Source organism: Streptosporangium sandarakinum, assembly GCF_013409935.1.
Classification (GTDB): domain Bacteria; phylum Actinomycetota; class Actinomycetes; order Streptosporangiales; family Streptosporangiaceae; genus Streptosporangium; species Streptosporangium nondiastaticum.
Map to the genome: position 1 here is coordinate 2,680,575 of NZ_JACCCO010000001.1, position 12,058 is coordinate 2,692,632.

Consider the following 12,058-nt stretch of genomic DNA (forward strand, 5'->3'; position numbering starts at 1 on the left):
TCTCGACGAGACGAACCGTCTCGTCACAGCTTCGGTCAGTGGAGGCCCCCTTTGGAAACCCCGCACACCCCCAGGACCTGGTTCGTCACCGGTGCCGGCCGCGGCCTGGGCCGCGCCTTCACCGAGGCGGCGCTGGAGCGCGGCGACCGGGTGGCCGCCACCTCCCGGGACGTCGGACCGCTGCGCGACCTCGTGAGCGAGCACGAGGGCCGCCTGCTGACCATGCCCCTCGACGTCACCGATCGTGACGCCGTCCTCGCCGCGGTGACGGCCGCCCACGAGCACTTCGGCCGGATCGACATCGTCGTCAACAACGCGGGCGCCATGTCCTCGGGAATGGTCGAGGAGTTCACCGAGGCCGAGGCGCGTGCTCAGATGGAGGTCAACTTCTTCGGCGCGCTGTGGGTGAGCCAGGCCGTCCTGCCGCACCTGCGTGCGCAGGGATCGGGACACATCCTGCAGATCTCCAGCATCGCCGCCCTCGGCGGCTTCCCCAGCACCGGGATGTACAGCGCGAGCAAGTTCGCGCTGGAGGGCATGAGCGAGGCGCTCGCGATGGAAGCCGCGGCGTTCGGCGTGAAGCTCACCATCGTCCAGCCCGGCGGCTACTGGACCGACCTCTACACCCGCATGACCTCGACCGCTCCTCTCCCCGCCTACGCCCCGTTGCGTGCCGAACTGGAGAGGCAGTGGGCCGAGGGCTCCGTGGACAGCGAACCCCGCCTGGCCGCCGAGGCCGTGCTGAAGCTCGTCGACAGCCCGAACCCCCCGCTGCGACTCCTGCTCGGCAGCATGGTCTACGACCTGGCCCTCGACGTCTCCCGGCGGCGCATGGACACCTGGGCCGCCTGGGAGGAGGTCAGCCGCGCCGCCGAACACGCCGTCCCGGCCCCGGACGGGTACGGCGCGGACCACGACGCCTGACCGGTTCCAACCGGTTGCCTGTGCCGCGTCGCTCCTGGATGATCCACATATGGGGTGAGGCGTACCGAGGGGCGACGATGAAGGCATTGCTGGTGCTCATGGGTGTCGCCGCGGTGAGCGCGCTGGTCGCCGTCCTCCTGTTACTGCGGGCCCCGGCGGACGGCGGTGCCGGCGCGGAACGCGTGGCCGCGGATTCCGCCGTCCCGCCCTCGGCTCCCCCCCGTGGCCGGGAAGAGCGTCCTGCTGGACGTCGAGGGCGCCGTCATCGAGGAGTTCTCCGGCGACTGCGCCGGCAGCGGATATCCGTATCTCTGCCGGCATGTCAGGGAGCGGCTGCTCACCGAGGACCCGCGGCTGCTCACCCGCGACGGCCTGACGATCCGGACGACGATCGACCAGCGGCTCCAGCGGCTCCAGCGGGCCGCGCAGCGGGCCATCGACGCCCACGTCCACCGCGACGACGCGCCGGTCGCCACCCAGGTCATGATCGTCCCCGGCGAGGGCGCCATCAGGGCCATGGCCACCAGCCGCGGCGCCGGTGACGGGGCCGCCCTCCAGCAGGGCACCACGGCGATGCCGTACACCCTGGCCGCCGCGCTCGCCGCCGGCCTGCGGTACGACGACGGTTTCCCCGCCTCGGACGTCTACCGGGCCCCGGACCACACGGCGTTCAGGAACTGCGCGGGCCAGTCCGTCGGCGAGCCCTCCCACGTCATCTTCGACCTGGAGAAGGGCGGGGACCGGTTCGTCACCCTGCGGTCGAGCACCCTCGGCGCGATGAACATCTTCTACATGCGTCTCGCGGAGAAGACCGGCCTGTGCGAGACCGTCAGGACGGCCGAGTCGCTCGGGCTCAGGCGCGGCGACGGGGCGCCGCTCCGGGAGCTGGAGACGTTCACGCTGGGCGTCAACGAGGCCGATCCCGTCTCGGTGGCCGGCTCCTACGCGACTCTCGCCGCCCGCGGCCGCTTCTGCGAGCCGACGGTGATCACGGAGATCCGCGACGGCTCGGCCGCCCCGCGTCTCTTCCCACCGCGCTGCCGGCAGGTCCTGGACCCGGCGGTCGCCGACGCGGTCACCGGAGTGCTGTCCGAAGCCCTGACGGAGAGCGCGCTCGGCGGCGTCGGCCGCGAGGCCGCGGGCATGCCCGGAACGACCAGCGGCTTCACCGCCGCCCGGTACGCCGGTTACACCCCCGGCCTGGCCTCGGCCGTCAGCCTCGGCGACCCTCGCGACGGGTACCGGTACCCGCTGACGGACGTCACCATCGGAGGTCACCGCCACCCGAGGGTGGACGGCGCGTCGGTTCCCGGCTCGATCTGGAAGGAGACCATGACCGAGGCGGTGCGGGGGACGCGGGAGACCGGCTTCGTCCGGCCGGACACCGGCCGCTTCGGCGGCTGCCGCGACGCCTGCCCGAACTGACCACCGCGCATGACGGTCCAGGCATCCGGCTCCGTATGACCCAAGCAGACCACCGCCTTCGTGGCCAGAGGCAGGTCAGCATGGCCCATCAGGGATAGACGCGATGGTCTTTAGTGGCCCAGGGTGAGGCCATGGCACGGAGAGTGACGTCCTTCGGAGATCGGCTCGGAGACGCCGCGCGTAAGTACCCATGGCCGGAATGGGCGGACGGGAGCCCGTGGGAGATCCGGCGGGGTGAGGACTACGACGTGGCGACGGAGAACATGCGGGTCAACCTTCACATGAAGGCGAAACAGCTGGCCTGTAAGGTGCAGACCCGCAAGATCACGGGATCGGACGGCGAAGGCCTGATCTTCCAGTTCCTGCTACCCGAGGCGGAGAAGGACATGGATGAATCCGTATCGGCGACCGACAAGGCGGCTACCGAAGCCCTGTACAAGGACTGCTGCCACATCTATGAGACCGCTCGGCAGGAGGTGACGATCCCCCGCAGCGACGGAACCCGGCAGAAGTACGCGGCGGTTCGCTTCATGCAGCAGATGAAACGAGCCCACGATGAGAGGCGGCTGATCGATGCCGTGGCGCAGACGGTCGAGCGTCGCACCCAGGGGTTCGGGCACCTTGAGGCGGCCGGCCGCGACGACCTCATGCTTGAAAGCTTCGTGCTCGACAAGAGCAAGCCGTACCACCGCCTGTTCAGCGCTCAGACGGTGCGGGCGGCACAGGACCGTATGACCGAGTACTACCGCCGGCATCCGCAGCGGTACGACCGAGACCAGGAATCGTCCTCATAACCGCCGGGTCCGCGAAAGGTGCCGCCTGGTGACAGTGCGGCGATCGCTGAGAACAGCGTCGGGCTGGGCTGAGGGTCGGCTGAAAGCTCCACGACTCCCCCAGGAAAACGGCAGGGCCGCCCCTCCTCGGTGAACTCGCTCAACAGGCAGGGGCGGGCACTCCCGCTTCCCGGCGGTCAAGGACATCCGCGAGGGCGACAACGGCAAGCGTGCCCTCCGATGCGGCCTCGCGAATCCGATCCGCCTCGGGATCGATGTCGAGCATCGCCTCGCACCACCAACGGCACAGGACCGCCTCGGCCCGACTCAAAGGCACCTGCCCGAACTCACAGCGGAACTCCACCCGCCGACCATCCTGAGGTGCGGCGGCGATCCCGTCGACCGTACGCGGCACCCGAAGCTCTCCGGGAACGCGCAGGTGGGCAGGCCGAGCGCCCATGTCGTGAGGGTGGTCGCAGGAGGAGTTCCGCGCCGGAAAGACAGTCCGACCTCCGGAAACGACGAGCCCCCGACGACATGACCCCTGTTCAAAGGCCTTTCACCAACGAGCCAGCGAGGGAGCCGAATCCCTGACCCACCGCTCACAGGGCCGGAGCGGCCTCCCCAAGATCGAGTGTTATTGCTTAAATGGTGCTATTGCAAGTAAGTTGCAACTACGTCGATCGCGAGGAGAACGCCGATGGGGAACTACACCCTGCCGGACATGCCCTACGACTACGCCGCGCTGGAGCCGGCCATCACCGGGGAGATCCTGGAGCTGCACCACGCCAGGCACCACGCCGCCTACGTCAAGGGCGCCAACGACACCCTGGAGCGCCTGGCCGAGGCCCGCGACAAGGGCGAGTTCGGCGGCCTGGTCGGCCTGGAGAAGACCTACGCCTTCAACCTGTCCGGCCACGTGCTGCACTCGATCTTCTGGCAGAACCTGTCCCCGGACGGCGGCGACCGCCCCGACGGAGAGCTCGGCGACGCCATCACCGAGCACTTCGGCTCCTTCGAGTCGTTCGCCAAGCAGCTCACCACGGCGACGACGACCGTGCAGGGCTCCGGCTGGGGTGTGCTCGCCTGGGAACCGCTGGGACGCCGCCTGATCGTCGAGCAGGTCTACGACCACCACGGCAACGTCGGGATGAACACCACCCCGCTGCTGGTCTTCGACGCCTGGGAGCACGCCTACTACCTGCAGTACCGCAACGTGCGCCCCGACTACGTCGAGAAGCTCTGGGACCTGATCAACTGGAACGACGTCATCACCCGCTACACCGCCGCCAGGAACGCCACCCCCGCCGTCTCCTGACGACGCCGTCCGAATCCCGGGCCCCATGAACCCGGTGCCCGTACGCCGGCCTTCCTTGCGCGATGGTCCACCCGGCGTGCGGGCACCGAACCCTCTCCCCCCATTCGAGCCCTCCCGCCCGGCCCCCTCCATCCGAGCTCATACGCCCGAGCCCCTCCACCCGGACCCTTCCGCCCGGACCACTTCACCCGAGTCCCTCTGCCCGTCCGGCTCCTCGGTGCGACCACGACACGGACCGGCCGGTCCCCGCAGCGAGGACGCCGATGCCCCACCGGTGTCACCGCCACGACGCCGCCGACGCCATACGGCTGCCGGCCGACATCGTCGCCCTGTACGAGCGCTGTTACGGCGCACCGCCCTGGTCGGAGACGCCCGAGCGGCTGCGCGCTTACCCCACCCGGCTCGCCCGGTCGCTCGCCCGGCCCGGCTTCACCGCCTGGACCGCCCACGACGGCGACCGGCTGACCGGCGTGTGCTACGGCCGGCCCACCCCGGCCGCTCCGCCGGGCAACCACCTGCACGAGGCGATCATCGGCGCGCTCAGCCTGGACACCGCCCGTCGCCTGGGGCACGCAACGGGCACGGCCGCCAGGCATGTCACAAGCAGAACCAGCAGTAGAGCAGCTGATCATGTTCTCTCGCGCGACGTGCCAGACCGACAAGATCCTTGGTGAGCGACAGCATGTACCCGTCGTCATCATCGGTGAAGTGGGAGAACTCCTCTATGGCCGCCCACTGCCCCGCCAGCATCGGCAGGCGGGCGTCGTCCACACCGGCGAGCATGTCACGAGCCTTCGCCGACAGCTCCATGATGCCGGGCCCTTCGAGGTACGGGGAGCCTTCGGGTAGGGCATCCCACTCCTCCTCGCTTCGCGGCGCACCCTCCGGCGGTGGATACAGCACCACCGTCTCGACCAACCCCAGGCGATAGTCGACTTGGCCGGCGAACGCGACGAGCTGACCCAGGACCACATCGGGGTCGATCCATTTGGTCACCACCACATCGAACTCCGGAACTCCACGCGAGGCATCGGCGATCTCACGGAAATGCTCGGGTTGGACGGTCGCCGCAGCACGGTCCACGGCGCGGTAGTACTCATAGAAGACACCCACGTAAGCGCTCCTGTCCGGTTCCATGGCGACGTGACCGCCCTGTGGCAGGTGGACACGCTAGGGCATGCGACTGACAGTACGAATGGGCACGACCCGCTTGAGGCAAGCGCACCTTCCGCAGCCGGTGACGGGCATCGAGTGAGCCCTCGGTCTACTGATGGAAGGAAATCATTCCGAGCGTGCGCTGTTCCTCGGCCTGGAGGGTCGCTTGTGCGACGTCCATGAGCAGTACGGCAGCCCAGAGGAACACCTTGGGGTCACCGAGACCTGAGTCAGTGAGCCGTTGAGCGGCCCGGCGCGCGTCCTGCTCATCCTGGATCAGCCCCCAGGACCCCGGCTGGACGCCGGTGGCTCGGTAGACATCGGCGACGAGGCCGCCCAGGCAGGTCCAGGTGTGCCAGCGCCCGCTAGCGATCTTTTTGGTACCGGCTTGGGTCTGCGTGCACCTTCATCTTCTGCGGGTGGATCGGGGCTGGTGCGGTGTTCGGGCTCTCCGGGTTTCGCGGGCCCATGCCGGATGCTTGACTGACAGGACTGTGGGTGTTTCTCTCGCTGGGCATTCTGCTCAAGCTTGTTGCCGGTGCCGTATATCTGGTGCGAAAGCGAACCGGCCAGGATGTGAAGGGCGACCCCGTCGTTGGGTGACCGGCTGCAGGGATACCCGGACTGGGTTACAGGCTAGAGGGATGTGCGGCAGCTCGACTGGCCGGATGCGGCGCCGGACCGGCTCGGTGGTGGGTAGCGGCGGTGTGCCGGCGGTCGGCGCGTTGGTTAGCCGCGGTGCGGCAGCCGTACGGCGATGCCCCGCGCGCAGCCCGCGCCGTGACCGGCCCGGCAATATCGTCCGCTGGCTTCCGAAGAAACGCCATGCCCTCGGCCGGCGTTGATCTCAGCCGATGTACGGTACCGCCGGATCGGCTAGGAAGTGACTGATCCGCAGCCGCTGACGAGTTCGCGAAAACGCCGGCGCCGGGGCTGATCGCCCAGATCGTCGTGGACTCCGTCGCTCTCCCCCAACACGGTCAAGCACGTCCACACCGTGCTCCGCAAGGCTCTGGGGGACGCGGTCACCGTTGACGAGATCCTCGCCAGCAACCCGGCGGCGCGGGTGAAGCTACCCCGTGTCCAAGCAGCGGAGCTCGGTCTCGTGTGGACTCCCGCCCGGCTCCGGGAGTTCCTCGTCACGGTCGGCGATCACCGGCTGTCGGCGTTCTTCCGGTTGGCCGCCTACGCAGGTGCTCGCCGCGGGGAGCTGCTCAACCTGCGTTGGTCGGACGTCGACCTGGACGTGCCGCAGATCCGGATCACCGGAACGACCGCGGTCATCGATGGCAGACGGGTGGAGGGTACGACCAAGGGTGGCCGGTCCCGCGTGGTGAGCATCGACGGCGAGACAGCCGGCTTCCTGCGCCGCCACCGGGAGCAGCAGCGGGCCGACCGCGACAAGGTCGGAGACGGATGGAAGGGGGCCGATGGCTACGTATTCACCATCGGATGGGGTGAACCGATCTATCCCGACACGGTGAGCGCCCTCATGCCGAAGCTGATCAGCGCGCACAACAGTGCGAGACCGGATTCCCCGCTCCCCCACGCACGGCTTCATGACCTTCGCCACGTCCACGCGACCACGCTCCTCCTGGCCGGCGTCCCCGTACACGTGGTGGCGGCCCGGCTCGGGCACGCCGATCCGGCGATCACCCTTCGCGTCTACGCTCACGTGATCCACGAGCAGGCGGCAACGGCCGCCGATGTCTTCGCCAAAGCGATCGAAGAACCCACGTAGAACATCCCCTTCATTAGAGGACTCCCGCCCGATCGGCCGGAGTCCTCTCGGCATTTCCGGCATTCTTAACCAGTGCCTGCCGCCCCAACAGGAGAACCCATGCGTTCGGACATCAGCTTGGATGAGCTGGCCACGGAACTCGGCCAACTCAGCGACCATGCAACGATCACGCCCCTGCCGGAGGCGACGGTCAACGACCTGGAAGAAGTGATCGGCGCGCCGCTCCCGAAGGAGTTCCGTTCCTTCCTGCTCCGGTTCGGTCTCGGCGTCGCCCCCGGACCGTTGCTCAACCTGGACTGGATCATTGAGGAGACCCGCTACGAGCGGGAGCGCTTCTTGGAGGAACCGAGCATCGCCGCTCATCCCTGGGAGCCGTTCCCCGTGTCCCAAGCCGATGTTCTTCGTCTTCGACGGCTCGCCGACGAAGACCGGCACCCGCTCTTGGAATTGGGCAGGCCACTCCCCGGCACCATGCTCCTGCACAGCCACGGATGCTCGTGGATCAGCATGCTCGCCATGAACGGGGAGTTCGCCGGCACCGTCTGGCTTACCGAGATGGGGTGGGTGGAGGACATGCTGTGGTGGCCCTCGGCCCCTTGGCTCGACGCGAACGGCCCAGGCCCCCTGTACAGCGGCTGGACCGAACCGGTTCCCTTCCTGGACTGGTACATCCGCCGGACGAGGCGGGACGCCACGCGATCCCAGGGTTAGCGCCGTTAGCAAGAGCGTTAGCAAGAGCGCAGAATTGCCCCGGCAAGCAGAAGGCCCCTGACGGCATAACACCTGTTCAGGGGCCTTTCTCTTTGCGAGCCGACGAGGGGAATCGAACCCCTGACCTTCTGTTTACAAGACAGATGCTCTGCCGATTGAGCTACGTCGGCATGGTCGCCTCCTGAGTTTAGTCGGCTCCCGGCCTGGACGTCACCAACCTGGTGGCTCGGACGTCACCGATCCGGAGGAACCTCGAAGCGACGAGAAGGAGACGAGGGGACGAGCGCATCACCGAGTTCTCGGTTTCGACTCCGGGCGCGGGGGTGCGGCCTGTTCCGACTTGGCCAGGAACGGTGATCGGCCGAGTATGAAGATCCCCGTCACCATCGCGATCAGGCCGATGACCTCTCCCGCCAGCGCCCCGGACGTGACCCGTACCTTCTCGGAGAAGATCACGATGCCCAGCACGATCCCGACGATCGGTTCGGCGGCGGTGGTGGCGGGCAGCGAGACCCGGAGCGGCGCGGCGTCGAAGGCGCTCTGGCCGAGCAGCAGCCCGACCAGGGCGACGCCGACCAGGACGTACGGCTGCCAGCTCACGGCGAGCACCTCCGTCCCCTCCCGCAGCCTGAGCAGCGAGCCGCGGGTCAGCACGTCCTGCACGCCGTACAGCATTCCGGCGGCACCCGCTAGCAGGGACGCCTCCACCTGCAGGGAGCAGCGGCGCCCGATCAGGACGAGGACTGCGGCGATCACGACCACGAGGGGCACCGTCAGCCAGCGCGAGGAGTCCGGGTCGGGTGAGCTGCCTCCGTGCGGCTGCCCGAAGACCAGGAAGAGCGCCACCCCACCGCTGACCAGTACCGCGCCCAGCCATTCCATCCGGCTCAGATGTTCTTTGTAGACCACGTGGGCGGCGGTCAGGGCGAACAGGAGGCTCGTCGCCAGGAGCGGCCCCACCTTGCTCAGGTCGTCCTCGTACAGCGCCACCGCGCTGACGATCTGGCCGGCGAGCATCAGGCCGATCCCGGTCAGCCAGAGCCGGGAGCGGATGAGGTGCAGCAGCAGGCGCGGATGGAGGATCTCTCCCAGCGGCTCACGGTACGCCGCGTGCTGCTGGGCGACGAACCCGAGGCCGAGCAGGCACGCCGAGACGAGAGAGATCAAGAAGATCAACGTGCGTCCTCCGGGGTCGGCCCGCCGCCGTCCGGTGTGTCCGGCCGGGCGGGCGCCGCGAGGGAGCGTTCTCGTCTCCCGGACCCCGCGGCCCGCCGGAGGCGGCGCTCCCACCTCTCTGGGAGATCTCCCGCCCGGCGGCGGTCCGTACGGCTCCCGCGGGCGGTCGCCGTCGGGCGGGTTTCCCGCCCACTACCTACCCGGGACGCCGAATCCCTACCTGACCAGGGAGGACTCCTTCGGACGACCGCCGCCCGCCCACGCCGTACGGCACCGCGCCCGGCACCCGTACCCGGCTCCCGCCCCGTGCCCGGAGGCTCGGCGCGTCACCGCTTGCGGTGGCGGGAGACCTCGTAGAGGGCGATACCGGCGGCGACGCCCGCGTTGAGAGACTCGGCCGCGGCGTTCATCGGGATGCGGACCACCAGGTCGCACGCCTCGCGGACCAGGCGGGACAGGCCCTTGCCCTCCGAGCCGACGACCACGACCAGCGGACCGTCGAGGAGGTTGGCGTCGGCGAGGTCGACGGTGCCCTCACCGTCCAGGCCGATGACGAAGAGCCCGGCCTCGCGATACTCGCGCAGCGTGGCGGTCAGGTTCGCCGCCCGGGCGACCGTCAGGGTGGCCAGCGTGCCCGCGGAGGTCTTCCAGGCGCCGCCCGTCACTCCGGCCGAGCGGCGGGAGGGGACGACCAGGCCGTGGGCGCCGAACGCGGTGGCCGAGCGGGCGATGGCGCCGAGGTTGCGCGGGTCGGTGACGCCGTCGAGCGCCACGATCAGCGGCACCTCGGCGGCGTCCTGGGCGATGGCGACCAGGTCGTCGGGGTGAGCGTAGTCGTAGGGCGGGATCTGCAGGGCCAGCCCCTGGTGGATCCCGCCCTCGGTGAGGCGGTCGAGCTTCTCCCTGCCGACCTCGAGCATCGCGATGCCGCGGTCGGCGGCGATCCGCATCGACTCCTTGACCCGGTCGTCGCTGTCGATGCGCGTGGCGACGTAGAGGGTGCTGGCGGGCACCCCGGCCCGCAGCGCCTCCACGACGGGGTTGCGCCCGCCGATGTACTCGGGGGCGTCCTCGCCGCGCTTGGCGCGGGCCAGGGGGCGCGAGGAGGCGGACTTGCCGGTCCGCTCCTCACGCTCGACCCGCTGCGTGCGCGCCTTGTCCTTGTACCAGTGCCGCATGTGCGCCGGCGGGGTCGCCCCCTTGCCCTCGAGGCCGCGGCGGACATTGCCGCCCGTGCCCTTGGTCGGACTCTTCTTCTTCGCGGGCCGCCCGGACCCTCTACCCCCACCAGCCATGTTGTATAGGGTACGGCCTGCGCTTACCGGGACAGTTCCCAGCGGGGGCCCTGGGGGGTGTCCTCCACGGTGATCCCGGCCTGGGCGAGCTGGTCGCGGATGCCGTCGGCCGCCGCGAAGTCCTTGCGGGCCCGGGCCGCCTGGCGCTGTTCCAAGGCCACACCGACCAGCGCGTCGACGGTGGCGCGCAGGCCGGTGTCACCGCCGGAGGAGCGCCACTGCTCCGAGCGCGGGTCGAGACCGAAGACGTCGAGCATGTTCTGCGTCTCGGCGAGGAGCCTGGCGACCTGCTCCTTGTTGCCCTGCGCCAGCGCCACGTTGCCCTCGCGGACCACCTCGTGGACGACCGCGAGCGCCTGGGAGGTGTTCAGGTCGTCGTTGAGGGCGTCCACGAACGACTCGGGCAGCGGCGCGTGCGCGTCGACGTCGTGGATGACCTCGGCGGCACGGGTGACGAAGCCCTCGATGCGCTGGTAGGCCGCGGCGGCCTCGAACAGCGCCTCCTCGGAGTACTCGATCGCGGAGCGGTAGTGCGGGGCGGCGAGGTAGTAGCGCAGCTCGACCGGACGGATCTTCTTGGTCACCTCGGGCACCAGCAGGGAGTTGCCGAGCGACTTGCTCATCTTCTCCGCGCCGATCTTGAGCATGCCGTTGTGCATCCAGTAGCGGGCGAAGCCGTCCCCGGCCGCCTGCGACTGCGTCAGCTCGTTCTCGTGGTGCGGGAAGACCAGGTCGACGCCGCCGCCGTGGATGTCGAAGGTCGGCCCGAGGTACTTGGTGGCCATGGCCGAGCACTCCAGGTGCCAGCCGGGGCGGCCGCGGCCCCACGGGGTCGGCCAGTTCGGCTCGCCGGGCTTCTCGCCCTTCCACAGCGCGAAGTCGCGCGGGTCACGCTTGGCGGAGTCGGTGTCGGTGTCGCCCGCGGCGCGGAGGTTCTCCAGCTTCTGGTTCGACAGCGAGCCGTACCGGTCGGCGTAGGAGAGGACGTCGAAGTAGACGTCGCCGTCGGAGGCGTAGGCGTGGCCGCGCTCGATCAGCCGCTCCATGAGCTCGATCATCTCGGGCACGTGGCCGGTGGCCCGCGGCTCGACGGTCGGCGGCAGGCAGCCGAGGATCTGGTAGGCCCAGGTGAAGGCGCGCTGGTTGCGCTCGGCGACGACGAACCACGGCACGCCCTCGGCCGCCGCGACCCGGATGATCTTGTCGTCGATGTCGGTGACGTTCCGGCAGAAGGTGACGTCGTAGCCCGACCGGATCATCCAGCGGCGGAGCACGTCGAAGTTGACTCCGGAACGGACGTGCCCGATATGGGGAGGAGCCTGCACGGTGGCGCCACACAGGTAGATCGACGCCCGGCCGGGTTCGACCGGAACGAATTCGCGGACCGTACGTACGCTGGTGTCGTATAGGTGCAGGGTGCTCACGAAGGCAAGGCTAACGCCTTACCTCACCTCACAAGCCGGGTTACGCGACGTTGACGTCGCTCAGGCGAGTCTTTTGCGGCCATTGACCGCCAATGGCATCAATGCCCATTTACGCG

At 69.3% G+C, this 12,058-nt stretch carries 12 protein-coding genes and 1 tRNA gene; 7 read left to right on the plus strand and 6 right to left on the minus strand.

Annotated features, from left to right (window positions below):
- The first annotated feature begins 51 nt into the window (after positions 1-51).
- The 3 genes from HDA43_RS11840 to HDA43_RS11850 all read left to right on the plus strand — a co-directional run bounded on the left by HDA43_RS11840 (position 52) and on the right by HDA43_RS11850 (position 3,143).
- On the plus strand, positions 52-924 hold the full coding sequence (locus HDA43_RS11840) for an SDR family oxidoreductase (protein WP_179819761.1): 873 nt from the start codon (positions 52-54) through the stop codon (positions 922-924).
- A gap of 222 nt (positions 925-1,146) precedes the next feature.
- Complete coding sequence (locus HDA43_RS11845) at positions 1,147-2,349, plus strand: hypothetical protein (RefSeq protein ID WP_179819762.1); 1,203 nt, start codon at positions 1,147-1,149, stop codon at positions 2,347-2,349.
- A gap of 248 nt (positions 2,350-2,597) precedes the next feature.
- Complete coding sequence (locus HDA43_RS11850; RefSeq protein WP_179819764.1) at positions 2,598-3,143, plus strand: hypothetical protein; 546 nt, start codon at positions 2,598-2,600, stop codon at positions 3,141-3,143.
- A 139-nt stretch (positions 3,144-3,282) separates the two neighbouring features.
- Here the strand turns inward: HDA43_RS11850 and HDA43_RS11855 are convergent, their stop codons facing one another.
- Positions 3,283-3,582 carry a hypothetical protein gene (locus HDA43_RS11855; protein WP_179819767.1) on the minus strand — a complete coding sequence of 100 codons (300 nt, stop codon included), beginning with the start codon at positions 3,580-3,582 and terminating at the stop codon, positions 3,283-3,285.
- A 240-nt stretch (positions 3,583-3,822) separates the two neighbouring features.
- Here HDA43_RS11855 and HDA43_RS11860 point away from each other — a divergent pair, with 240 nt between their 5' ends.
- Both HDA43_RS11860 and HDA43_RS11865 read left to right on the plus strand, forming a co-directional pair.
- On the plus strand, positions 3,823-4,440 hold the full coding sequence (locus HDA43_RS11860) for a superoxide dismutase (protein ID WP_179819769.1): 618 nt from the start codon (positions 3,823-3,825) through the stop codon (positions 4,438-4,440).
- Between the two features lie 263 nt (positions 4,441-4,703).
- A complete protein-coding gene (locus HDA43_RS11865) occupies positions 4,704-5,114 on the plus strand; it encodes a hypothetical protein (RefSeq protein WP_179819772.1) in 411 nt (136 codons plus the stop codon).
- On the opposite strand, the gene HDA43_RS11870 is transcribed toward HDA43_RS11865, so the two are convergent.
- Positions 5,038-5,553, minus strand: coding sequence for a hypothetical protein (locus HDA43_RS11870; protein WP_179819774.1), 516 nt, complete (start codon positions 5,551-5,553; stop codon positions 5,038-5,040). The two genes, HDA43_RS11865 and HDA43_RS11870, sit on opposite strands and share 77 nt — an antisense overlap.
- A gap of 1,039 nt (positions 5,554-6,592) precedes the next feature.
- Here HDA43_RS11870 and HDA43_RS11875 point away from each other — a divergent pair.
- Both HDA43_RS11875 and HDA43_RS11880 read left to right on the plus strand, forming a co-directional pair.
- A complete protein-coding gene (locus HDA43_RS11875; protein ID WP_179819776.1) occupies positions 6,593-7,336 on the plus strand; it encodes a tyrosine-type recombinase/integrase in 744 nt (247 codons plus the stop codon).
- 99 nt (positions 7,337-7,435) lie between these two features.
- A complete protein-coding gene (locus tag HDA43_RS11880; RefSeq protein WP_179819779.1) occupies positions 7,436-8,047 on the plus strand; it encodes an SMI1/KNR4 family protein in 612 nt (203 codons plus the stop codon).
- Between the two features lie 97 nt (positions 8,048-8,144).
- Here HDA43_RS11880 and HDA43_RS11885 read toward each other — a convergent pair.
- From HDA43_RS11885 to cysS, 4 genes are all read right to left on the minus strand, one after another.
- Positions 8,145-8,217 (minus strand) — tRNA-Thr (locus tag HDA43_RS11885).
- A 118-nt stretch (positions 8,218-8,335) separates the two neighbouring features.
- Positions 8,336-9,214 carry a DMT family transporter gene (locus tag HDA43_RS11890; RefSeq protein ID WP_218911689.1) on the minus strand — a complete coding sequence of 293 codons (879 nt, stop codon included), beginning with the start codon at positions 9,212-9,214 and terminating at the stop codon, positions 8,336-8,338.
- 335 nt (positions 9,215-9,549) lie between these two features.
- The gene (gene rlmB / locus HDA43_RS11895) at positions 9,550-10,518 is read right to left on the minus strand and encodes a 23S rRNA (guanosine(2251)-2'-O)-methyltransferase RlmB (RefSeq protein WP_179819784.1); all 969 of its coding nucleotides are present in this window, start codon (positions 10,516-10,518) and stop codon (positions 9,550-9,552) included.
- Positions 10,519-10,541: 23 nt separating this feature from the next.
- Positions 10,542-11,942: a cysteine--tRNA ligase gene (cysS, locus tag HDA43_RS11900; protein ID WP_312873196.1), complete on the minus strand. Its 1,401-nt coding sequence runs from the start codon at positions 11,940-11,942 to the stop codon at positions 10,542-10,544.
- Between the last annotated feature and the right edge of the window lie 116 nt (positions 11,943-12,058).